Raw genomic sequence first — 22974 nt, forward strand, 5'->3', positions numbered from 1 at the left:
TTTAGACGAGGCTAAATTTCTGGATAAAGTATTAAAATTCAAAATATTAAAGGGAAGCGGCGGCAGAACGAAACGAGGATGTTTTAAGGCACTGAAACATGCTTCTATGACCTATCAACCCGATCAGGCGCAGGTGTCCAAAAAAACGCAGTTTTAGTCAGGAAGAGAAGAGAGGCCTTTCCCTTGAAATCTGGCAATAGATAGCTGTTTTTCGCATTTGTGATCGAAGCCTTTATTCCCTGAAAATAGCATTGGGACATTTTGAGGATGAAAAAACTATAAGGCTATAAATGGTTACGCCTTATTGCGTTAAAAACACATCGCTACCTCAGTGCCTTTCCCTTGCAGGGAAACTTTTAAATATCAGGAGAAAGGTTCCAGTGAAATTCGCAAAAGGCATGACTCTTTTAGCACTAGCTCTGAGCGCACACACAACGTTTGCTGCTGAACAATCTGTTGCCACCGACAGTACTCTTCATGTTCAGGCCGATCCGACACTGAAAACGCTATTGCCTGCGGACATAATAAAGCGCGGCTATATAGTTGCCGGAACCAACCCTAATACCCCGCCGACGACCTTCTTTAAGGAAGATAACAAAACGCTGGCTGGCCGTGAGATTGATATCATGAACGCCGTCGGTGAACGTCTGGGTCTTAACGTGCAGTGGCGCGATACCGGAGGTTTTGACAATATCATTCCTGGCCTGAAAACCGGGCGTTACGATGTTGCCTTATCAAATATCAACGCCACGCCAGCTCGTCTGAAACAGATTGATTTTGTCGGCTATTACAATGCCAGTTTGCTGGGCGTTATTTCCCGAAAAGATGCCGGGATCGCGCCATTTAAATCCCTCAACGATCTTTGCGGCAAAGAAGTGGGCGCGGGTTCCGGTACCACGCAGGTAACACGGCTGGAAGAAGCCAGCAAAGCTTGTGAAGCCGCAGGTAAAAAGCCAGTCAAGGTTGCTGTTTTCCCGGACCGTCCAGCGGGCGTACAGGCAGTGGTCAGCGGCCGCGTGCCGATGTTCCTTGGACCCTATGAAGGGTTGCTGTGGCAGGTCAAAGTGATTAAGCCTCTCACCCTGGCTGGTGAAATTACCGTTAATGATGCCCCGGTTTCGGTTGCCTTCCCGAAAGATTCCGCACTTGAACCTGCCGTTCAGGCCGCTCTGAACTCGCTTATTAAAGACGGTAGCTATAAAAAAATCCTCGATCGCTGGGGAATTGGCTTTGGCGCGGTGACTGAAGCTAAACGTAATGAAGAGATCTTCAAATGAGTGAAGTTCGGGACCACACCGACGAGTTGAAAATCGCCAGTAAACGTTATTACGGACGCTGGCTAAGCGCGCTGGTTGTTCTGTTGCGCGTCGTGGCGATGGCGCACTCAATGATGAACAATCCCCGCTTTGAGTGGGGAGTCATCGCAGAGAACTTTACCGGTCCCTCTATTTTGCAGGGGGTGCTCATGACCCTGCAGCTTACCGCGATTTCTGTGATATTTGGCTTCGCTTTTGGCACCGTACTGGCGCTTATGCGGTTGTCTTCCAACCCGGTATTAGTCGCCGTTAGCTGGGCCTACACCTGGTTTTTCCGTGGCGTACCGATGCTGGTGCAGCTGTTTCTCTGGTACAACATTGCCGCGCTCTATCCCAAAGTTGCGCTGTCGATTCCGGGTATAGGTGAGATCTGGAGTGCTCAGTCCAATGCTTTAATTAGCCCCTTTAGCGCGGCGGCGATCGCGTTGGTAATGCATCAGTCAGCCTATGCTGCAGAAATTGTTCGCGCCGGCATCCAGAGCGTAGGGAATGGTCAGATTGAAGCCGCGCGGGCGCTTGGTTATCGCCCCTCGCAGATTTTCTGCCATACCGTGTTGCCTCAGGCGATGCGCGCCATTATGCCGCCAGCGGGTAATGAAATTATTGGTCAGCTAAAAACCACCGCGGTAGTTTCGGTCATTTCTCTCCAGGATGTGTTGTTCTCAGCGCAAATTATCTATCAGCGCACCTATGAGGTGATCCCTCTGCTTCTGGTTGCCACCTTATGGTATCTGCTGATGACCTCGGTACTCTCGGTAGGGCAGTTTTACGTTGAACGCTATTTTGGCCGGGGCGTCTCTCGCCGGGAAAAAAGTCGTTTCTGGCAAGCTGCGTCGCCTGTTTCAACGCCCGAAGCGAAAAGGAGCATCAGTAATGGCTGAAGCGATTGCACTCCGTAAAGTCACTAAACGTTTTTCTGGCGTGACCATCCTTGATGAGGTGAATCTGGATATCCCGGCAGGTTCCGTCACCGTCATTCTCGGGCCTTCAGGTTCAGGGAAATCAACGCTACTACGCTGCATCAACCATCTGGAGAAGCTGGATGGGGGAACCATTCGCATCGGCGGCGAGATGGTGGGCTACAAACAAAAGGGGCTCGCCCTCCATGAATTGAACAGCAGCGCCATCGCGCGCCAGCGTGCCGAGATTGGCATGGTGTTCCAGCAATTTAATCTGTTCCCACACCGGACTGTGTTGCAGAACATCGTGGATGCGCCGATACGCGTAAAAAAACAGAGCCGCCAGCAGGCTACCAACAAAGCGCTGGCGTTGCTAAAGCAGGTGGGGCTTGCCGGGCGTGAGAATGAATGGCCGCAAAATCTGTCTGGCGGTCAGCAGCAACGAGTGGCTATCGCCCGTGCCCTGGCGATGGATCCTGGGGTAATGCTGTTTGATGAGCCTACGTCTGCGCTTGACCCGGAGCTGGTGGGTGAGGTTTTGCAGGTGATCAAACAGCTGGCGCACTCCGGCATCACTATGGTGATTGTTACCCATGAGATCGGTTTTGCCCGCGAGGTGGCGGACAACATTGTGTTTATGGAAAGCGGCAGAATCATTGCCGCCGGGCCTGGCCGGCAGGTTCTTGACGATCCCGAAAACGGACGTGTAAGAAACTTTATTGCTACGGTGCTTTAGGCACCGTTTTTTTAAACCAGGAAAAAATAATGTCCCAGAAACCGGTAATGCACAGTTCCCACTGGGGAGCATTTCATGCCCGGCAGCAGGATGGCCAACTCAGCATAGAGCCTTTCAGCGGCGATCCCAATCCCAGCCCCCTGTTAACAAATTTTCGGCATGCGCTTAACCATCCCGCGCGGGTGGCCAGACCGATGGTTCGCCGTGGCTGGCTGGAGCAGGGACCGGGACCAGACCAGCGTCGTGGCAATGATGACTATATCGCTGTCAGCTGGGACGAAGCCTGTGAACTGGTCGCTAATGAACTATCCCGTGTCGGTAAATCTTATGGCCCACAAGGCATTTTTGGCGGCTCTTATGGCTGGTCAAGCGCCGGGCGTTTCCATCATGCCCAAAGTCAGGTTCATCGTTTTCTGAACACGACTATGGGCGGCTATGTGCGTTCGGTAAACAGTTACAGCTCCGGCTCTGCCTCCGTGCTTTTGCCGCATATTGTCGGCGATATGAATGAAATTGCCCGTCGCGGCGTCAGCTGGGAAGAGATTGCGCAGCATAGCGACATCGTGCTGGCGTTCGGTGGCCTGGCGTTAAAAAACTCGCAGGTTGCCAGCGGTGGACTGAGTGAACACACCGAGCGTGGCTTTATGCAACAGGCGTCACAACGTGGGACGCGGTTTATCTCTGTCAGTCCCCTTAAAAGCGATCTGCCTGACGAAGCCCGTGGAGAATGGCTTGCGCTTCGGCCGGGTACCGATGCCGCTTTTATACTGGGTTTACTGGCAGTATTGATTGAAGAGGGGTTAACGGATGAGGCTTTCCTCGCCCGCTATACCGTAGGCTGGCCGCAGATGGTGGCCTATATTGACGGTGATGAAGATGGCACAAAGCGCGATGCTGCCTGGGCGGCGGACATTTGCGGCGTCAGCGCGGCTGTTATCACTGATTTTGCACGGCAGCTGCACGGTAAACGCGTGCTGGTAACGGTAGCTCATGCATTACAGCGTGCGGAACATGGTGAGCAACCCGTCTGGCTCGGCCTGGTGCTGGCCGCCGCGCTCGGGCAACCCGGTTTGCCCGGTGGAGGTTACACCTATGCCTTAGGCGCGCTTGGCCATTATGGAAAACATCATAACCGGGTGAGTTTCCCGGCATTGCCTCAGGGCAGGAACGGCATCGACCGTTTGATCCCGGTGGCGCGTATCGCCGATATGCTGCTTAATCCCGGCACGCAGTTTGACTACAATGGCCGAAGACTTACCTATCCCCACATCAGGCTGGCTTACTGGGCGGGTGGCAATCCCTTTCATCATCACCAGGATCTGGCCAGATTGCGCCAGGCGTTTTGCCAGTTAGACACCTTCATCGTGCATGAGATTGCGTGGACTTCTACCACCCGCCACGCTGATATCGTTCTGCCTGCCACTATGACGCTGGAACGGGAAGATATCGGCGGCGCGCCTACCGACAGGCATCTGTTTGCCATGCAGCCCGTGGCGCAGCCTTACGCCGAAGCGAAAGATGATTATGCTATCTTCAGCGAGCTGGCCCGTCGGCTGGGGCATGAGGAGGCTTTTACTGAAGGACTGGATACTCGTGGCTGGTTAGAGCGGCATTATCACCAGCTTCAGCAAAAACTCGCCGCGCAGCAAGTTACGATCCCTGCGTTCGAACAGTTCTGGCAGCAGGGGGTGATTGAATTGCCGCAGTTGAAGGACGGGGGAAGAATGATCAACGCATTTCGCGCCGATCCGGATGCGGCACCTTTGCCCACGCCCAGTGGAAAGATTGAAATTTTCTCGGCCACGATTGCCAGCTTTAATTATGAAAACTGCCCCGGACATCCGGTGTGGCGCGAGCCGCAGCAAAAGCCGGATGCAGCACAGCCGTTCTGGCTGATCGCCAATCAGCCTGCCACGCGACTTCACAGCCAGCTCGATTTTGGCGATTACAGCCTCAGTGGCAAACGCGACGGGCGGGAAGCGTGCAGTCTGAACCCTAATGATGCCGTGGCGCTGAACATTACGGATGGCGATATTATTGAGCTTTATAACCAGCGCGGCCACGTTCTTGCCAGCGCCCGGGTCACCGATACCATTATGGCGGGCGTAGTACAGCTACCGACCGGTGCCTGGTATGACCCGGTCGATCCCACCGCTGTACGTCCGCTATGCCGTCACGGGAACCCCAACGTACTGACTCTGGATATTGGTACATCGTCATTAACGCAGGGATGTAGTGGTCAGATAACCGTGGTGCAGGTACGCAAGTACACCGGGGAGCTTACCCCGGTGCAGGCATTTATCCCGCCTGCACACCAGAAAAGATAATCGCGTAGCTTTGTCAGGGGACCAGGTGCTGACTCAGCGTCAGCAAGTCTGCCGTTGTCAGAAGTTTGCTGCTTTGCCAGAGCTGCTGCTGCCGTTGTTCCGTTTCCTGCTTTAACGCGGCATGCAGCTTGGCCGACACGTCTACCGCATCCGCCAGCGACTGCTGGCGGGTACGACGCTGCCGTAACTTTTGACCATTTCTTAATGACAGCGTTACCTCATGGAAACGTAATGCCGGATTAACCGTATCGGGCGGGGCATTTTCATCGGGTGTACGGCGTACCCTGGCCGCCAGCGGGAGCACCTCACGATTGAGATCGCCCTCCGCGAAATCCTCCAGACGCAAATCGCTGTAGATCAGCATCGCGGCGATAACATACTCCAGGCTAAAGCGCGCCTCAATCCCGTTGACCGGTTCTCTGACTGACGCGGCGATGTCACCACCCGGTGGAAAGGCAACGGTGATATCAACAATCTCATGCAGCAAACTCTCCACAGACTGCCCGGTTGCCAGCCACTGCTTACGCAACGTTCGTGCCGCTTCCGCCGCACTGTGCGTACCCGCGCAGGTGGGGAAAGGCTTGAACTCCAGGCCCGGAGCGCTGATCCGCCATGGCGAACCCCAATCTTTCAGTAAGTTATCTGGCTGCGCCTGACCGTTGCTGCTGGCCGTCAGAAATGCCTCAATGACGCCCTCCGGTTTGCCATCGAAACCGGCTAACGCCAGCTGAGCCGCGCTTACCGCCCGTTCAGCAGCAAACCCGGCGTGCAATGGCTTAACAGCCGAACCGAACTGTGCACGCAACCCGCTGGCCTGGGTGCAGGCAATACCCAATAATACCGCCGTTTTACTCTCATCCAGAGACAAAAACCTTGCCAGCGCCGCCGCCGCCGCGACAGTCCCTAACGTCGCCGTATTGTGATAGCCCAGAGCATAATGTTGCTGGCTGGCGGCCAGCCCCAGACGGCCCGCCATTTCAACCCCGATGATATAAGCGTCAAGAAACTGTTCTACGTCAGCTGTCGGCTGACTCTGGTGCCAGGCAAAAAGCGCAGGCAGGATCACCACGCTCGGGTGACCACGAAAATCGGCATGAAAGTCATCGTAATCCAGGGCATGGCCGGCATAGCCAAGCAGTAGCGCCTGCGAGCGTACGCTGCCATCCCCATAAACACTGCGGAGCGCAGGTAACCCGCTATCCGGCACCTGGCTACGCAGCACTGGCCAGCTTACGGCAAGAAAATCACAAATGCCTTGCCGTGCTTTTTCACGTGCCAGAGCGTCAGGCTGGCTTTTGACAATGCGTTCGGCCAGCGCCGATGTACAGGTCATTCGTGGTGCTCCTGATTGTTCAGCGCGGCGTTAACTGTACTCACGAATGGATCTCCGTTTGGGTATTCTGTCGCGTCAGCCAGGCCGCATGGGCGGTTTCATCCAGGATCTTTTTCATATAAAGAGTGATATGGCCTTTCCCGAGATCGGTGGTATGCATTGGCTGGTAACCCCGCTTTGAATACATCTCTTTTAACCAGGGGTGACTGACAGCGGTTCCCAATGAGACCGCCGGTGCATGTAGCTGGCTAATAAGGATCTCTTTCTCGAGCCTGTCCTGTATTTGTCGGCCAAAATGCATTCCGGCACGGGCTGGATGCGCGCCAAACCAGCCTATATGCGGCAGGCCAAAAGGGCCGGGTAGAGCGCCCCAGGGATAGCGAACGGTGATTGATGCAACCATCTCGCCACTGGCGTAAAGAGCATAGACGCCATGGCTTTGCAGATGCTGCAAGGTTTTTTCCAGGCTGGCGCTGGCCGCATCAAACTGGATGCCCAGCGCTTTGACGGGAGCATAAGCGGCGTGCATAAGCGCCTGGTAAGTTTCTACTTCGTCCGGGCTGACCTGACGGAAATCAAGCTGCATAATTTTCCTCAAAGAGGCGCCGTAATGGCTAATAATAAAGGCATATCCAGGCCTGTGAGACTAACAGCAAAGGGGCAGACGCTATATCTGAAATATAAATAAAGTAATGCAAATTTGAGAAAATGAAACGGCGGTTTTTTGATTGCTTAAATTATTGCATTCCGTAGTATGCAAAACTATCTCAGGTTAAAAGAAGCTATTAATAATATTAAAAAAACGATGATGGGATTGTTATAGCTTCTCTATTTTACAGGGAATAACCGTGTTAGCGATTAAATCTCCGCGTGCCTATGCGCATGAAGCAGGCCTGCGTAAACGTGCGGGCGAATTTATTAAACCTTATGCCTCACGCATTCGTATTTTTACCTCGCCACGGGCGTGGCTGGCCGTCAATCCAGAATTAAGCCACAGCCTGGAAGCTGTCGGGATTAGCTGGGAGCTTGACTATCTGCACGGAGAGTGTACCGATGAAGCAATTGAAAATTTAAAACAAAATATCGAACAGCAGGGCGTCGATGTTTTATTTGCCGTCGGAGGTGGGCGGGTACTGGATACGGCCAAATCCGTTGGTAATTTGCTCCCGGCTTTAAGAGTCATCAATTTTGCTACCGTGGCTGCCACCTGCGCGGCCTGGTCTCCGGTTGCCATTATCTATAATGCACAAGGCGGCCATGTGCGCAGTCAGCCGATGGCAAAAATGCCGGAGCTTGTGCTGGTGGATAGCGAAATCATCGCGCGCAGTAATGTACGTTACCTGCAAGCCGGTATTGTCGATGCCCTGGCAAAATATTTTGAATTTCGACCCTACCAGCGCCACAACCCTGCTGACCTTGCGCTGGATTTAAAAGTAATGGCTGCCCTGCATGCGCTGGATAGCTATCGCCAGTTCGGCGCTGCGGCCGTTCTCGCTAATCAGCAGCAGCAAGTCACGCCAGAGCTGATCAAGGTCATCGATGCCAATATCGTGCTGGCTGGCTTAGCAAATAGCGTGCGCGACGTTTTACCCACGCCTGGTTTCGCCCATGCCATTCACAATCGACTGACCGATCAACCCGAGTTACATCACTGGTTGCACGGCGAGAAAGTAGGTTACAGCTTGCTGGTGCAGTCGCTGATTGAACACGACGGCGTTCCCGATGCCGAACTGCTGAGCCTGCTTAAGCAATACGCTATGCCATTACAGCTTCCTGCATTAGAAGGGGAGCGAGGACAACGGATCCGTAAGATCGCACAGCAGATTAAATTCCCTGCGGCCAGCGCGGCACGCCTGCCTTTTGCCATCTCTGCTACGGCGCTGGAACAGGCTTTGCTGGCAACCGAAAACATATTCTAAGCACGCTCTGAAACAAATATCTCACTTTTACAGACCAGGACAATTTTAATGGACAGCGCAACCACCCAGCGTCGCCTTCGACTCGGCCTTTTTGTGCAACCGGTTGGACAACATGTTAGCGGCTGGCGGCTAACGCAGCAGTCAGGGGATCCTACCGACATCGACTGGCTCATCACCATAGCTAAAAAAGCAGAAGCAGGTAAATTTGACCTGTTCTTTGTTGGTGACGCTCTGGCAACAAGTATGTACCGTCTGCCTTCCACCATGGCGCGCCTTGAGCCGTTGACCATGCTTTCTGCACTGGCGGTAAACACTAAGCGCATCGGTCTGGCGGGCACCGCATCAACAACCTTTAGCGATCCCTTCACGATGGCGCGCAGTTTCTCGTCACTGGATCATATCAGCCGTGGTCGTGCGGCCTGGAACGTGGTGACGTCATTTTCTACTGATGTGGCACGCAACTTCAGCCGTAGCGATATGCCTGACCACGCAGAGCGTTATGCACGCGCACGCGAATTCCTCGAAGTCACTAACAAACTCTGGCAGGGCTGGGAAGCGGATGCCGTACAGCCGAACAAAGCAACGGGTGCTTATTTTGTTGATGATAAAATCAAACCAATCAATCATCAGGGCAAGCATTTTCAGGTGCAGGGGCCGCTGAATATCACGCGTTCACCCCAGGGCCGCCCGGTGATTATCGAGGCGGGTTCTTCAGCCGATGGTCAAAAACTGGCTGCTGAAACGGCCGAGGTGATTTTTACCGCTGCTGCCAGCCTGGCAGAGGCAGAGGCTTTTTACCGTAGCCAGAAAGAGCAGGTCATTGCCGCTGGCCGCAATCCGGACCACGTGGTCATCATGCCTGGCGTGATGCCCATCATCGGCCATACGCGTGAAGAAGCCGCTGCACTATGGAAAGAGCTGAATACCCTGGTGGATATTGATAATGGTCTGCGTCAGCTGTCGCTTCGTTTCAATATGGATCTCAGCCAGTACCCGCTGGATGGTCCTGTACCAGAGGTGCCGCTGGGCGAAGGGAATCAGAGCCGCGTCAAGCTGATGACCGATATGGCGAAACGCGAAAATCTGACGCTTCGCGAGCTGGCCGCCGTTGCCGCTGGTTCCCGTGGACACCGCGTAATAGTAGGGACGGCCGCAGACGTGGCGGATGATTTCCAGCTATGGCTGGAGCAGGGCGGAGCGGACGGTTTTAATATTATGCCGGCCATTATGCCTGAGCAGCTCGATCTGTTTATCGACCTGGTTATCCCGGAACTCCGTCGCCGTGGTCTGTTTCGTGAAGATTATGAATTTACCACGCTGCGCGAAAACCTTGGCCTGCCGGTTCTGTGATTGCTGAAGTGGTTATATGCAGGATAAATATCATTATGAGCTGGAGAACCAGATAACATCGAGCGCTTAGACGGCGTTAAACGAAGCGCCGGGCATACCAGACCATGCATCTTTCCCATGCATGGTCTGTAAGCAGTGAAGGAAAAGCAAAGGAAGAAAGTTAAAAATGGGATAGCTCCGTCGAGTAGCCTTTCTTACTCATGTAATCAACGAGGCGCTGGTTAACAATATCAAGCCACTCCTGAGCAGTCAGATCCCAGCGATCCGGGGCAAACTCGCCACCATAGCGGGCCAGTAACACCTCACATCTGTCTGGCTGGTTGTTCAGTTCAGCCAAATTAGCCAGAAGCATTCTGAGAGAAAAAGCAGAAGAGGTGTTCAAATATTCGTTAAGCAAGTTATCAAAATCGCAGTCCTCATCAAAGATATCGCAGTCCTGGCCAAAATATATCATTACCAGGTTATCCAGCTCACATTGCTTTTCAATATTAGTATCCATTTTCACTCCTTATGGTACCGGATATGCGGTTACGATATAGTAAGTTTTATTATTAAATTTCCTGGCCTCGATAATTATTCTTAAACCGTAAGCTTTTTTTACGACTGTAGATCCTTTGTCAATATATCGACCTGTGGAAAAATAAAAGCGATGGTCAAGGCGAAGCCTGGAGCCTGACTGCATATATTTTAACGCACTTTCGATTTGGTAACGTTTGGCTGACAGGACTTCTGATATCAACAACTCTGCATGCCGAGTATTAAGAAAGGTGCTGGCACGGGCAGGCGCTTTTGGGGCTGTCAGTCGGGCTATCATTTGTGCCTGAGACAGGCCAATGTGACGTGCGATAGTATGTCCCAGCGCCGCGCTTTCGTTATCTACCAACCTTATCCGACCAGAGTACACTGAGGCGATCCTAACGGCGCCTGCGGCACTTGCAAAAGCAAGTGGTACCAGTAAATCAACGGTAACACCAACTTTGTAGGCCGTTGCTGTATCGGCTCCAAATTGTTCTGCGGCTAACTTAGTTAACTGAGCCGTGGCTGTTTGCGATTTACGACCGGTAATAACTTGATCTAAAGATGTTTTGATCGTATCGAGACTATGCGTGCCAACAATCACACATCCCGCTTTGGATAACATTGTAGGTTCAGGCACGATGCAAAGCGCACCAGCGCCGAACGACTCAATGACTCCGCCAACCACACCCAGACCGCCCCAAAGGCGATTACTCCATGTTTCGCCTTCACTCACCGTTTTTCTGTGCAGTATAGCTACCATTTGCACGGGCGAAATGGCAACGGCTACTCCTTCTTCATCATTCATACAAAGTCCTTTTCATCAATGAAAAATCTTTACAAGGCTATTCTTTGTGGATAGTAAGGTCAATACCTTGTACTTCCGCTTAAATGATGACAAAAACGTATAAAATTGTATGGGTAAATAATTTTTACACCGTAGCGGGCGAATGATTGTTATACATTTCGAATAAAAACTTCCTTAATTTATTCAGATGAACTAAGTCAGGATGAAAAAAAATTATTTCGGCTGCATAGAAGCTTTAATATTGCTCTGATAGTCAGAAAAACCGCGTTTTTTAGTAAGCTCGTAATGGCTTTATCCGGCAACATTTTCCAGAAATATGAGGTTGCTACATTAGCTTATTGAACAACGGAACAAGACTCCGCTATCAGTGAAAGTAATTTCTTTTCCTGTGGGTTTGGCGTTTTTAATCTGTGTGACGGTAAGCGGCCTGGTTTTGATCGGCATTTGGGACCAGCGCGTTTGGGACTACAGATCGCCAGGTCCCAGATTAAGTTCTGAAAAATTCGCCTGTGATATGCAATCCCGAGAACTACAGGCAACAAAAAACCCGCAAACTCAGGGAGTATGCGGGTTCTTGTAGGGCTTCCGTCAGTAAGCGGTACTGACAGAGAATAGATTTGGTCGGCACGAGAGGATTTGAACCTCCGACCCCCGACACCCCATGACGGTGCGCTACCAGGCTGCGCTACGTGCCGACGCGTGAGCTAATAGTACGCAAATTAACTGCAATTGCAAGCGGCTAACACGTTGACTGCTATGAAATTAACCAGGCCTGCCGTCGCGCTTAGTTAGCGATAAACCGCTTCTCGTCCGTCAGCACCTGTAGCAACAGCGTCAGCTGCGGCTTATGGTCTTTCAGACGCTCACCTTTACTATCCCAGGCGTGATAGCTGCCGTTGTTATCCAGCTCCAGCGTGACGTTTGGCGTAGTGACAACCAGCTGACTGCCGTTCAGGCTGGAAATCCAGTCATGGTTACGACGCGCGGCAAACAGATCTTCGCCCTGAGAATAGTCAGAAGCTGGCGTGCGCACATGCAGCAAGCGCTGCATCAGCGTCGTCATAATATCTTCGTGGTTAGTCAGCTTATCGATCTGCTGCGGTGGCGTATCAGGCCAATGGATCACCAGCGGCACCTGAAGATTAGCGCGGTTACCCATGCTGCTGTCGTCATTCAGGGTGACGCCGTGCTGGGCCGTAATCACTACCACGGTATTAGCCAGCAGGCCTTTTTCCTGAAGCGTACTCAGCACGGTTTGAATCTGCTTATCGACATCGCCAGCCGCTCGCGTGTAACGACGCGCTATCTCTTTCGGCGAACCTTCCATCTTGCCGGTCGAAAGGGACAGATAGGAGAACCACGGCGCGTTTTTAGCTTTCTGACCGTCTACCCAGCGCTGCCACTGCGACACGGTTTGGGTATTAGGCTGACTGCCTGACTCCGGCAGCGAGTAGTCCGTCAGCAGCGCCTGACGATAAAGCGGTGAAGCAAAACCGTCGCTGGCAAACAGGCCAAACTGGTAGCCTTGTTTGGCCAGCGCGTCGGTGAGGGCGGAAGGAACGCGGGACGACAGCACGCCATCCATATAGGAAGGCGAAATGCCGTAAAACAGGCCAAACAGGCCGCCGTCCGCGCTGCTGCCGGTGCTGAAATGCTGTGTAAAGCGCACGTTATTATTAGCAAACTGCGTCAGGTTTGGCAGCGATGCAGGCATCGTCGCCTCGTTCAGGCCGTCGACGGTAACGATCAGCAAATTGTTACGCGTGCCGCCATCGCGGAAAGTAATATCGTTCAGCGGATAAGCGACCGAAACGGCTTCCGGATTGCCCTGATGCACCAGCCTGCGCTGATATTCCTGCGCATCCAGCAGGCCGTGACGCTCCAGAAAGCGTCGCGCGGTCATTGGATAAGAAAGCGGCAGGTTGGCACGCTGCATGGTAACAGGGCGATAGAAGTTGGCGTCGGCCCAGATATACATTAAATGACTGGTAAAGAAAGCCGCAATAAACAGCACGGCCAGCGGCTTGCCAAAGCTACGGCGGTTCAGGCTGCGCAGCTTCTGCCAGCTCCAGGTGGCAAACAGCATCTCGACAAGGAAAATGGCGGGCACGCTGATAAACATCAGCTGCCAGTCTCGCGCCATCTCGCTTTGATCGGGGTTGATCACCAGCTCCCAGACCACGGGATTTAAATGCAGGTGAAAGCGTTCAAATACCGTGCTGTCCACCAGAATCAGGGTAAGTCCGGCGGTGGCAATAATGGCGGAAAGAAAGCGCAGCAGCCGCTGCGACATCACCACAAAGGTCAGCGGAAAGATGATCAGCAGATAAGCCGCGAAAACGATAAAGCTAAAGTGACCTGTCCAGCTGGTAAACGCGTAAATACGTCCCACCAGCGAGGCAGGCCAGTCGGCAACAAACAGGTAGCGGCTACCCAGAATCAGGGCAAAGATAATGTTGAAAAGGGCGAACCAGTGCCCCCAGCCAATCATCTGGGAGACTTTATCACGGTAGCGCGGCTGATTTGTTACCATAGCAAAATCACATCAATGCGCTTTATCTTCACGTACCGAAGCCTGCAGGGCATCGGCAAACGAACGCGCCAGTGCGCGGCGCTGCTCCGGAGAGACGCTGGTGTTCAGCAGATTTGTTACCATATTTCCCAGTACCATCAGGGAAAGATCGGTAGGAGCTTTATCTTTTTCAAGCACGTTGACCATTTCGGCGAGGAGTTTTTCCACGCGGTCGTCGCTGTAGCGGGATGATTGTGGCATAGCGTCAAATTTATCGATTATTAAAGGGCGGCATCTTACCGTAAAAGCGCAATTTTTTCTGCACTTTTATCGTCAGACAACGGTTAATGTTGTTGCCTGTTGATCCGGGCATCGCTCGGTGATTGAATACGCGCTTGAGATTAAAGGAGAGTTAACATGAGTCTGGATATCGAGCAGATTGCCCTTCATCAGATGATTAAGCGCGACGAACAGACGCTGGAACTGGTGTTGCGGGAGTCGCTGCTGCCGGCCAATGGCCCGGTCACGGCGATGATGGAGGAGCTGCATCGCGTCTACAGCGCCAAAAGCAAGGCTTATGGCCTGTTTAATGAAGAGAGCGAGCTGGCCGACGCGCTGCGCAACTGCCGTAAAGGCCAGGATGATTTTCTGGCGTTTAGCCGCGCGGCAACCGGACGCCTGCGCGACGAGCTGGCGAAATATCCCTTTGCGGATGGCGGCGTCGTGCTGTTTGCCCACTACCGTTATCTGGCGGTGGAATATCTGCTGGTGGCCGTGCTGAACAGCCAGAACAGCATGCGCGTTAATGAAGAGCTGGATATCAGCACCACGCACTATCTGGATATCAATCATGCCGATATCGTGGCGCGCATCGATCTGACGGAATGGGAAACCAATCCGGAGTCTACCCGCTATCTGACCTTTTTACGCGGTCGGGTAGGGCGTAAAGTTGCCGACTTCTTTATGGACTTTCTTGGCGCGAGCGTCGGGCTGGATACCAAAGCGCAAAACCGCGGCCTGCTACAGGCGGTAGACGACTACTGCGCGGAAGCGGCGCTGGATAAAAACGAACGTCAGAACTATCGCCAGCAGGTTTACAGCTACTGCAACGAGCAGCTTCAGTCCGGCGAAGAGATAGAGCTGGAAGGATTGTCAAAAGAGCTGGCACCGCTGGGCGAAAAAACCTTTCAGGATTTTACCCAGGAACAGGGCTATGAACTGGAAGAGAGCTTTCCGGCCGACCGCAGCACGCTGCGCCAGCTGACAAAATTTGCCGGTAGCGGCGGTGGGTTGACCATCAATTTTGACGCCATGCTGTTAGGCGAAAGAATTTTTTGGGATGCGGCCACCGATACGCTGACTATTAAAGGCACGCCGCCTAACCTGCGCGACCAGCTACAGCGCCGCAGCGGCGGAAAATAACCGACGGCAGGGATGCCGTTTTTAACTACCGCGCCCATAAAAAAACGCCGCATTAAGCGGCGTTCTTTTCACAGCGGTTTCGTCAGCGATTAAGCGCGAACGAAGTCGATGTGGTGCAGTTTTGGCTTGAACGGGTGACGCTGAACAGCCTGCACTTTTACTTTGATTTCTTTGCCATCAACAACCAGGGTCAGAACATCGGTGTAGAAACCAGGCTTAGCCTGAGTATTCATCACGCTGTCGTGATCCAGTTCGATAGCTACAGCTGCTTCGTTACCGCCATAAATGATAGCCGGGAACTTGTTAGCTGTACGCAGGCGGCGGCTCGCACCCTTACCCTGCTCTTTACGTTCTTCTGCATTGATAGTGAACATTGTTCAGTCTCTTTAAGTGATTATCCTGCTACAGGCGACCCAGCAGCAGGTTGGAGTGTTCAGCTTCTGCAACAGCAAAAGCGGGGCGCATTATAGCAGGCACGGCCCGCGCGGGCAACGCATTAAAAATCGGGCAAAAAAACGTCACCATCGGCATAAGCTGACCCCGTGGAGGCTGATTGAATTATTTATCAGCCGTGCTGCCCACCGCCTTTAATCCCGCGAGCGCAAACAGTTTAAAATGCGCGGTCAGCGCTTTTGTCTGCATCGCAACAACTTGCTGTACCGGGCCCGGCATGCGATTACCGGCTACTATCAGCATCACGCAGGGCGCAACCACGCTCAGCATGCAGGGAAGGATGCGCGGATCGTCTTCCGGGATGCCGGCGGCTTCGCTGATAATGCGGCGCACCGCCTGAATCTTTACTGCCCCTTCGCTGTTTAAAAACTGCTCCAGCTGTACGGAAGGCGACAGCAGTTCTCTGGCAAACACCCGTCCATGCCAGGAGTTGGGATTGTTCAGATTCGATAAAAACGTTTCGAGAAACATCCCCAGCTTTTCTTCCGCGGCCAGCCCGGAAGCAGCCAGCGCCACCAGCTGTTGGCCATCCAGATGGTGATGGTGGGCCAGCGCGAGCACCGCCAGATATAAACCATCACGACCGCCAAAGTGGTAGTTAATTGCCGCCAGGTCGACACCGGCTTTTTTGGCAATCTCTTTACTGGGCGTTTGTGCAAATCCCTTTTCGGCAATCAGTTCTCCTGCCGCTTCCAGAATGCTTTCCCGCGTGATATCGCCATCGCTTCGACGCGCTCTGCCCATAATTCTCGCTTTCCAGATGATTCTTTTACCAGTAAGGGGTTTATTATTGCACAATTAAAGTTTAAATTAAATTTAAACTAGCTCTCTGAGGTATCCGCAGGACGGGTTTACGATGAATAAAAAAATCATTGCTGGCGGCGTTATCGTCGTTGCCATAGCGGCGGCAGGCCTTTTCTGGCTGACGGGGAAAAACGACGGGGATAAGAACGTGCTGACGCTCCACGGCAACGTCGATATTCGGCAAGTTTCGTTAGCGTTTGAAGATAATGGGCGCATCAGTTCGCTCGCCGTTGAGGAAGGCGACCGCATTCGGGCCGGGCAGCTGCTGGCCACGCTGGACACGCGTGCGCTGAAGATTCAGGAGCAGCAGGCGCAGGCGCAACTGGATGCACAAACGCAAACGGTACGTGAACAGCAGGCTGGTGCGCGGCCTGAAGAGCTGGTGCAGGCAAAGGCGCAGCTGTTATCCGCTCAGGCTCAGCTGCAAAAAGCGAACGAGGATGTCAGCCGTATTCAGCATATTTCGGCCAATACGGCAGGAAAGGGCGTCAGCAGGCAGGAGCTGGATATGGCCCGGAGCAATCTACGCATTGCCCAGGCCAGCGTGACAGAGCGCCAGGCTAACCTCGCGTTAATGCAAAAAGGCGTGCGTAGCGAGCAGCGGGTGGCTTCAGCCGCACAGGTTCGGGCTACCCGGGCCCAGCTGGCGCTGTTGCAGTACCATCTTTCGCAGGCAGAGTTACGTTCCCCGGTCGATGCCGTGGTTCGCGCCCGTCTTCAGGAGCCTGGCGATATGACCGGCCCGCAGAAAGCGGTCTATACCCTGGCGCTGAGCAAGCCCAAATGGGTTAGGGTATGGCTCAACGAAAGCGATCTGGGACGAGTGAAGTCCGGTATGGCCGCCCGGGTTTTTACCGACTCTTTTCCCGACAAACCGGTAAGTGGAAAGGTGGGTTTTATCTCCTCAGTAGCGGAGTTCACGCCTAAATCCGTACAGACGGAAGAGCTGCGCACTAACCTGGTGTATGAAGTGCGTATTGTCGTTGACGATCCGAACGACGTGTTACGCATGGGTCAGCCCGCGACCGTTACCCTTAACACGCAGACAGAGAAAGCCTCCGATGTCGGCCAGTAATAAGCAGGACGTCGTCATCGCCCGCGATCTGGTAAAGCGTTTTCCGGGTGTTGGCAAAAATGCGCCAGAAATTCACGCGCTGGATGGCTTAACGTTGGCCATCGGTAAAGGTGAGCTGACGGCGCTGGTCGGACCTGACGGCGCGGGGAAAACCACTTTCCAGCGGCTGATTGCCGGACTGTATGTGCCGGACAGCGGCAGCCTGACGGTTTTAGACACCGATGTGGTGGCGGACCCGCAATCGATCCAGAACCGGATTAGCTATATGCCGCAGCGTTTTGGCCTGTATGAGGATCTGAGCGTGCAGGAAAACCTTGATCTGTATGCAGATTTACACGGTGTTCCCTCTTCCGAAAGGCAAACACGCTTTGCCCGTTTGCTGGCGGTCACCGATCTTGCGCGGTTTACCGATCGTCCGGCAGGCAAGCTGTCCGGTGGGATGAAACAGAAGCTCGGCCTGGCCTGCACGCTGGTGCGTTCGCCGGATTTACTGCTGCTTGATGAACCCAGCGTGGGTGTCGATCCGCTTTCCCGGCGCGATCTGTGGAACATTATTGAGCAGCTGGTTCGGGACGAAAGCCTGAGTGTGATCATCAGTACGGCGTACATGGATGAAGCAGAACGCTGCGCCAGGGTATACGTCATGGATAAAGGAAGGATCCTTGCCAGCGGCACGCCGGAAGAGCTGCGTCAGAAAGCGGCAGGAAAAACGTGGCTGGCCGTCCCGCCGCAGGGCGTAAAATCACGCACTTTGCAGGCGCGGCTGCTGGAAAAACGCGATACCGTTGCCGATGCGGTGCCCAAAGGCGATGCCGTAAGGTTTATCTGCCAGTCGGCGGATGATAAGGCGACGCCGCAGGAGGTCAATGCCACGCCGCGTGAGCCAGAACTGGAAGATGGATTTATGCTGCTGCTGCACCAGGCGCAGCCAAAAGCCAGCGCTTCCGCTCCCGTTAAAGCCGAAATGGTTGCGGCGCAGCACAATGATGAGGATGCCAATAAACCCGCCATCGCCGTTAAAAATCTTGTGCGGCAGTTTGGTGACTTTACCGCCGTTGCCAGTACGTCATTCGACGTCAGGCGTGGGGAAATTTTTGGCCTGCTGGGGCCAAACGGCGCGGGAAAAACCACCACTTTCCGTATGCTGTGCGGCCTGCTTCCTGCCAGTGGCGGACAGCTTGAGGTTGCCGGAATGAATCTGCGCACCGCAACAGCGAAGGCCCGCGCGCGCATCGGCTACGTCTCGCAAAAATTTGCCCTGTACGGCAACCTGAGCGTCAGGGAAAACCTGAGCTTTTTTGGCGGCGCTTATGGGCTGGCGGGCAAAAAGTTGTCCAGCCAGATTGCAGCCTCGCTGGAGCAGTTCGAACTCAGTCCCGACGCCATCAGCGGCGAACTGCCGGGCGGGTTTAAGCAGCGTTTGTCAATGGCGGTAGCGCTGCTGCACGAGCCGGAAATCGTCTTTCTGGATGAACCCACCAGCGGCATCGATCCGCTGGCCAGACGGCTGTTCTGGTACACCATTGGTGAGCTGGCAAACAAGGGCATCACCATTATTGTCACCACCCACTTTATGGAAGAAGCGGAGTACTGCGATCGCATTGCCATCCAGGATGCAGGCAAGCTGCTGGCGTTGGGCACGCCAAAAGAAGTACGCCAGCTAGCGGGGCTTGATCACACCGCAGACATGAACAGCGCCTTTATTGCCATTGTTGAAAACGCGCGGGCAAAAACGAACGGGACGCCTGCCCATGCATAACTCCACTTTTTTGAGCCGTTTGCTTTCGCTGACGCGCAAAGAGACCCGCCAGCTGGTGCGCGACAGAAGCAACCTGGCGGTAGGTTTTTTGCTTCCCATCGTGCTGATTTTGCTGTTTGGCTATGGCATCTCTTTCGATCTGACCAGCGCCCGCGTCGCGGTAGTACAGGAGCAGCATACCGTGCAGAGCCAGCAGGTCATCACTGCTTTGCAGGGCAGCCGTTATCTTTCTCTACAGGAGTATCCCAGCCTGGTCGCGGCGCAAAAAGCGCTGCAACAGGGAAAAATGGATGCCATCTTGCGCATTCCTTCTGACTACGCCGAAAGCGCGGCGGCCGGCAAGAAAAGCTTGCAGCTTCTGCTAAACGGCGCCGTTACCAGCGTCGCTTCAACTGCCCAGAGCTATATCACGGGCGCGCTGGGCGTGCAGACGGCCATTGAATCAGACAGGCAGGGCGCTGCAACAGCAGGCGCTGTATCCGTCGAGCAACGGATGTGGTTTAACGAAGCGGCTAACAGCACCTGGTTTATCGTGCCGGGGATTATTGTGCTTATCCTGACGCTAATTGGTGCGTTTTTGACCGGGTTGCTGATTGCTCGCGAACGGGAACGCGGCACGCTTGAGGCCCTGTTTGTCACGCCGGTGCGGCCGCTGGAGCTGGTGCTGGCCAAGCTGGCACCGTACATGGTGATTGGCATTGTTGACCTTGTGATGTGCCTGCTGGCGGCACACTATCTTTTTGAGGTGCCTATCAGAGGCTCTCTGGTGGCGATAGTTATCGCCTCAATGCTCTATCTGCTGGTGGCGCTTGGCCTGGGACTGGCGATATCGGGTTTTGCGCCCAGCCAGTTTATGGCGAGCCAGATAGCGCTGATCGCCAGCTTTATGCCCGCAATGATGCTCTCCGGTTTCGTTTTTGATATCCGCAACCTGCCGCTGGTAGTGCAGGTAGTCAGCCAGCTTTTGCCAGCGACGCATTTTATGTCCCTTATCAAGACGCTGTTTCTGGGCGGTAACGACTGGCCGCTATTTTTCCGCCAGTGCGGCATTCTGCTGCTGTATGCCGTCGTTCTGATTAATGCCTCAAGACTTTCACTTCGTAAGCGGCTGAGATAACGCATGATAAATCAACTACGGCAGTGGCTACGCCATATCAGCTTCCTGATTAAGAAAGAGATCCTCACTATTGTCAAAGAGCCTGCCAATCGGGTCATCCTGATTGCGCCTGCGTTAATACAGGCATTGCTGTTTGGCTATGCGGCAACTTATGACGTTAATCGCGTGGATTACGCGGTGCTGGATCAGAGCCGCGGGCAGGCTTCTGCGCAAATTTTGTCGCATCTTGACGGCACGGGCGTGTTTAACCGTACCGCAACGCTCACTTCAGCGTCGCAAATCAAAGACGTGATTATGGAAGGAAAGGCATTGATGGCGCTGACTTTTCCGCCTGACTTTGAAAATAAACTCAATAAGGGCGAAGCTTCGCCGCTACAGGTTATCCTCGATGGCCGTAATTCGTCGACTGCCAGCGCGGCAGCAGGTTACATCAGCGCGGTGGTGAGTGATTTTAACCAGCGGCAGTCGGGAACCCAGCCAGCGCTAACCGTCAATGTCCGCGCCTGGTATAACCCAAACCTGGAGTCACGCTGGGGGATTATGCCCACGCTGATCGCCGCCCTCAGCATGATCCAGACGCTGTTACTGTCGGCGCTTTCGGTGGCCAGAGAACGGGAGCAGGGCACCTTTGATCAGCTTCTGGTTACGCCCTTTACCCCGATGCAATTGCTGGTCGGTAAGGCTATCCCTCCCGTGCTGGTCGGCCTGGTCCAGTCGACGATCATTTTGCTGATCATCCTGTTCTGGTTTCGTATTCCGATGAATGGCTCGCTGCTGGTGCTTTATATCGGGCTGTTCAGCTTCAACGTGGCGGCGGTGGGGCTTGGGCTGTCGATTTCCGCCATCTCCGCCAATATGCAGCAGGCCATGCTCTACACCTTTCTGCTGATCATGCCGTTGATGCTGCTCTCCGGGCTGCTGACGCCGTTGCAAACCATGCCGCAGCTCCTTGATACCCTGACCTACGCTAATCCGCTGCGCTTTGCGATTGACCTTGTGCGCAGGGTTTATCTCGAAGGGGCAGGGTTGCGAGATGTGGCCTTCGATTTTGTTCCCATGCTGGTGATGGCCGTCATCACGATGCCTTTGGCCGCATGGCTGTTCCGTAACCGACTGTACTGATGCAGGAATAAAGATGAATAACCCTCTTTCCTTTTTTAATCGTCATCCATTATCCGCCGTGGCGATGGTGCTGACGGTGTCCCTTATCAGTGGTTGTACCGTCGGCCCTGATTTTAAAAAGCCTGCACAGACCGCGCCCGCTGACTGGACAAGCTGGCGCAGCGCTGATGCGGCCTTACTCAATGTGCCTGGCTCTGGCGCTATCCTCGATAAGCAGTGGTGGCAGCGCTATGACGATCCCGTTTTGAATGCGCTGGTCGAAAAAGCCGTAACCGCCAGCCCGGATCTGCGTAGCGCAACCTTGAGGTTTGCCAGCGCCCGTGTGCAGCAGCGCATTACCACATCACAGCAGACGCCTTCTATCAATGCCACAGCCAGCGCGACTCGTACTCAGCAAAGCGAAAACAGCCCTTCGACCAGAGCGCTGAAAGAGGTAGTGCCGGACTCCAGCGAGTTGAGCAAACTGATGGCCGATCCCTATAACTGGTATCAGGGCGGGCTGGATTTCTCGTGGGAGATTGACCTGTGGGGCCACGTACGCCGGGCTGTTGAAGCGGCAAAAGCGGATACCGCGCAGCAGCAGGCGCTGCTGGAATACGCCAGGCGGAGCATTGTTGGCGATGTCGTTAACAGCTACTGGAACCTGCGCGGCATACAGCAGCAGATCGCGCTGGCACAAGAAGATATTAAAGCCATTGATGAGCGTATGTCGCTGATTGCAGCCCGTGCTGAGGGAGGTCAGGTTGACGATACCGATCTGGAAAGAGAGCGCGGCGAACTGGCCGCGACGCGGGCAAACCTTATTGATTTGCAAATGCAGGAGGGCGTAGCAACGAACCAGCTGCTTTTGCTGCTGGATGAACATCCCGGCTCGCTGAAAACGATGTTGCAGTTTAAACCAGACGGCTTACCGCTAAACAAGCTGCCGCCGTTGCAGTTAGGTATTCCCTCTGAGGTGGCTTTAAACCGGCCGGACGTCCGCGCTGCCGAAGCAAAACTGCATGCGGCCACGGCAAGGATCGGCGTGGCTGAAGCAGAGCTTTATCCCGGCATCACGCTGGGTGCAAAGATCGGCATGGATACCTATAGCGCCAACACCTTTACCGAATGGGGTAGCCGTAGTTGGTCGGTCGGGCCGAGTCTTACTCTGCCACTGTTTGACCGGGGACGGCGCAAGGCAACGGTCGTACTGCGCGAAACAGATCTGCAGCAGGCTGCCGTCGATTATCATAAAACGGTGCTGAAAGCCTGGCAGGAAATCGACGACGCCCTCAGTCGTTATGCAGCCGCACAGCAAAAACTTGCGGAACAGCAGAGGCGGGCAGAAAGCGCCGCAAAAGCGTTAACCTTAATTGAAGCACGCTACAATGGCGGCGTTATCAATTTCATCAACGTACTTGACGCGCAGCGCAGCGATATTCAGGCCAGACAGGCGCTGGCCATGAGCAAACGGGATGTCAGAACAGCCTGGGCCGCGGTAAATCGTGCCGTGGGGCAGTAACCCTT

At 54.0% G+C, this 22974-nt stretch carries 20 protein-coding genes and 1 tRNA gene; 12 read left to right on the top strand and 9 right to left on the bottom strand.

The annotated features are described in order from the left end of the window. Positions 1-380: 380 nt before the first annotated feature. From ACMGGR_RS06085 to ACMGGR_RS06100, 4 genes are read left to right on the top strand one after another with little or no spacing between them, the layout of a single operon-like run. The gene (locus tag ACMGGR_RS06085; RefSeq protein ID WP_414148397.1) at positions 381-1277 is read left to right on the top strand and encodes an ABC transporter substrate-binding protein; all 897 of its coding nucleotides are present in this window, start codon (positions 381-383) and stop codon (positions 1275-1277) included. Beyond that, positions 1274-2197, top strand: coding sequence for an amino acid ABC transporter permease (locus tag ACMGGR_RS06090; protein ID WP_414148398.1), 924 nt, complete (start codon positions 1274-1276; stop codon positions 2195-2197). Before ACMGGR_RS06085 ends, ACMGGR_RS06090 begins: the two co-directional genes overlap by 4 nt. Next, on the top strand, positions 2190-2951 hold the full coding sequence (locus ACMGGR_RS06095; protein ID WP_246757917.1) for an amino acid ABC transporter ATP-binding protein: 762 nt from the start codon (positions 2190-2192) through the stop codon (positions 2949-2951). The genes ACMGGR_RS06090 and ACMGGR_RS06095 overlap by 8 nt, the downstream gene beginning before the upstream one ends. 29 nt (positions 2952-2980) lie before the next feature. Beyond that, on the top strand, positions 2981-5278 hold the full coding sequence (locus ACMGGR_RS06100) for a molybdopterin-dependent oxidoreductase (protein WP_414148399.1): 2298 nt from the start codon (positions 2981-2983) through the stop codon (positions 5276-5278). 13 nt (positions 5279-5291) lie between these two features. On the opposite strand, the gene ACMGGR_RS06105 is transcribed toward ACMGGR_RS06100, so the two are convergent. Beyond that, on the bottom strand, positions 5292-6611 hold the full coding sequence (locus ACMGGR_RS06105; protein WP_414148400.1) for an MmgE/PrpD family protein: 1320 nt from the start codon (positions 6609-6611) through the stop codon (positions 5292-5294). 40 nt (positions 6612-6651) lie between these two features. Next, positions 6652-7197: a GNAT family N-acetyltransferase gene (locus ACMGGR_RS06110; RefSeq protein WP_414148401.1), complete on the bottom strand. Its 546-nt coding sequence runs from the start codon at positions 7195-7197 to the stop codon at positions 6652-6654. A 262-nt stretch (positions 7198-7459) separates the two neighbouring features. Here ACMGGR_RS06110 and ACMGGR_RS06115 point away from each other — a divergent pair, with 262 nt between their 5' ends. Then, positions 7460-8530 carry an iron-containing alcohol dehydrogenase family protein gene (locus tag ACMGGR_RS06115; protein WP_414148402.1) on the top strand — a complete coding sequence of 357 codons (1071 nt, stop codon included), beginning with the start codon at positions 7460-7462 and terminating at the stop codon, positions 8528-8530. Between the two features lie 48 nt (positions 8531-8578). After that, entirely contained in the window at positions 8579-9880 is a 1302-nt protein-coding gene (locus tag ACMGGR_RS06120) for an LLM class flavin-dependent oxidoreductase (RefSeq protein WP_414148403.1), read from the top strand. A 160-nt stretch (positions 9881-10040) separates the two neighbouring features. Here the strand turns inward: ACMGGR_RS06120 and ACMGGR_RS06125 are convergent, their stop codons facing one another. From ACMGGR_RS06125 to ACMGGR_RS06145, 5 genes are all read right to left on the bottom strand, one after another. Continuing rightward, positions 10041-10379: a contact-dependent growth inhibition system immunity protein gene (locus ACMGGR_RS06125; protein WP_414148404.1), complete on the bottom strand. Its 339-nt coding sequence runs from the start codon at positions 10377-10379 to the stop codon at positions 10041-10043. Between the two features lie 9 nt (positions 10380-10388). Next, a complete protein-coding gene (locus ACMGGR_RS06130; protein ID WP_414148405.1) occupies positions 10389-11204 on the bottom strand; it encodes an RNase A-like domain-containing protein in 816 nt (271 codons plus the stop codon). A 618-nt stretch (positions 11205-11822) separates the two neighbouring features. Further along, positions 11823-11899: transfer RNA gene (locus ACMGGR_RS06135), tRNA-Pro, on the bottom strand. 89 nt (positions 11900-11988) lie between these two features. Further along, positions 11989-13737: an LPS biosynthesis-modulating metalloenzyme YejM gene (yejM, locus tag ACMGGR_RS06140; protein WP_246757909.1), complete on the bottom strand. Its 1749-nt coding sequence runs from the start codon at positions 13735-13737 to the stop codon at positions 11989-11991. A gap of 12 nt (positions 13738-13749) precedes the next feature. Beyond that, complete coding sequence (locus ACMGGR_RS06145) at positions 13750-13977, bottom strand: YejL family protein (RefSeq protein ID WP_246757908.1); 228 nt, start codon at positions 13975-13977, stop codon at positions 13750-13752. A gap of 156 nt (positions 13978-14133) precedes the next feature. Between ACMGGR_RS06145 and yejK the strand changes: the two genes are divergently transcribed. Then, positions 14134-15138: a nucleoid-associated protein YejK gene (gene yejK, locus ACMGGR_RS06150; protein WP_246757907.1), complete on the top strand. Its 1005-nt coding sequence runs from the start codon at positions 14134-14136 to the stop codon at positions 15136-15138. Between the two features lie 89 nt (positions 15139-15227). Here yejK and rplY read toward each other — a convergent pair whose 3' ends face one another. Next, positions 15228-15512 carry a 50S ribosomal protein L25 gene (rplY, locus tag ACMGGR_RS06155; protein WP_246757906.1) on the bottom strand — a complete coding sequence of 95 codons (285 nt, stop codon included), beginning with the start codon at positions 15510-15512 and terminating at the stop codon, positions 15228-15230. A 184-nt stretch (positions 15513-15696) separates the two neighbouring features. Beyond that, a complete protein-coding gene (locus ACMGGR_RS06160; protein ID WP_414148406.1) occupies positions 15697-16335 on the bottom strand; it encodes a TetR/AcrR family transcriptional regulator in 639 nt (212 codons plus the stop codon). A 112-nt stretch (positions 16336-16447) separates the two neighbouring features. On the opposite strand from ACMGGR_RS06160, the gene ACMGGR_RS06165 reads away from it, so the two are divergent. The 5 genes from ACMGGR_RS06165 to ACMGGR_RS06185 are packed head-to-tail and all read left to right on the top strand — an operon-like array spanning position 16448 to position 22969. After that, complete coding sequence (locus ACMGGR_RS06165; RefSeq protein ID WP_414148407.1) at positions 16448-17470, top strand: HlyD family efflux transporter periplasmic adaptor subunit; 1023 nt, start codon at positions 16448-16450, stop codon at positions 17468-17470. Further along, the gene (locus ACMGGR_RS06170) at positions 17457-19229 is read left to right on the top strand and encodes an ATP-binding cassette domain-containing protein (protein WP_414148408.1); all 1773 of its coding nucleotides are present in this window, start codon (positions 17457-17459) and stop codon (positions 19227-19229) included. The genes ACMGGR_RS06165 and ACMGGR_RS06170 overlap by 14 nt, the downstream gene beginning before the upstream one ends. Continuing rightward, positions 19222-20346, top strand: a complete 1125-nt coding sequence (locus ACMGGR_RS06175) for an ABC transporter permease (protein WP_246757903.1) — start codon at positions 19222-19224, stop codon at positions 20344-20346. The genes ACMGGR_RS06170 and ACMGGR_RS06175 overlap by 8 nt, the downstream gene beginning before the upstream one ends. Before the next feature lie 3 nt (positions 20347-20349). Then, positions 20350-21468, top strand: a complete 1119-nt coding sequence (locus ACMGGR_RS06180; RefSeq protein ID WP_414148409.1) for an ABC transporter permease — start codon at positions 20350-20352, stop codon at positions 21466-21468. 13 nt (positions 21469-21481) lie between these two features. Then, positions 21482-22969 (top strand): efflux transporter outer membrane subunit, encoded by a 1488-nt coding sequence (locus ACMGGR_RS06185; RefSeq protein WP_414148410.1) that lies wholly within the window; start codon positions 21482-21484, stop codon positions 22967-22969. The last annotated feature ends 5 nt before the right edge of the window (positions 22970-22974 follow it).

Origin of the sequence: Erwinia sp. BNK-24-b (genome assembly GCF_047456155.1) — a bacterium.
Lineage (GTDB): Bacteria > Pseudomonadota > Gammaproteobacteria > Enterobacterales > Enterobacteriaceae > Erwinia > Erwinia phyllosphaerae.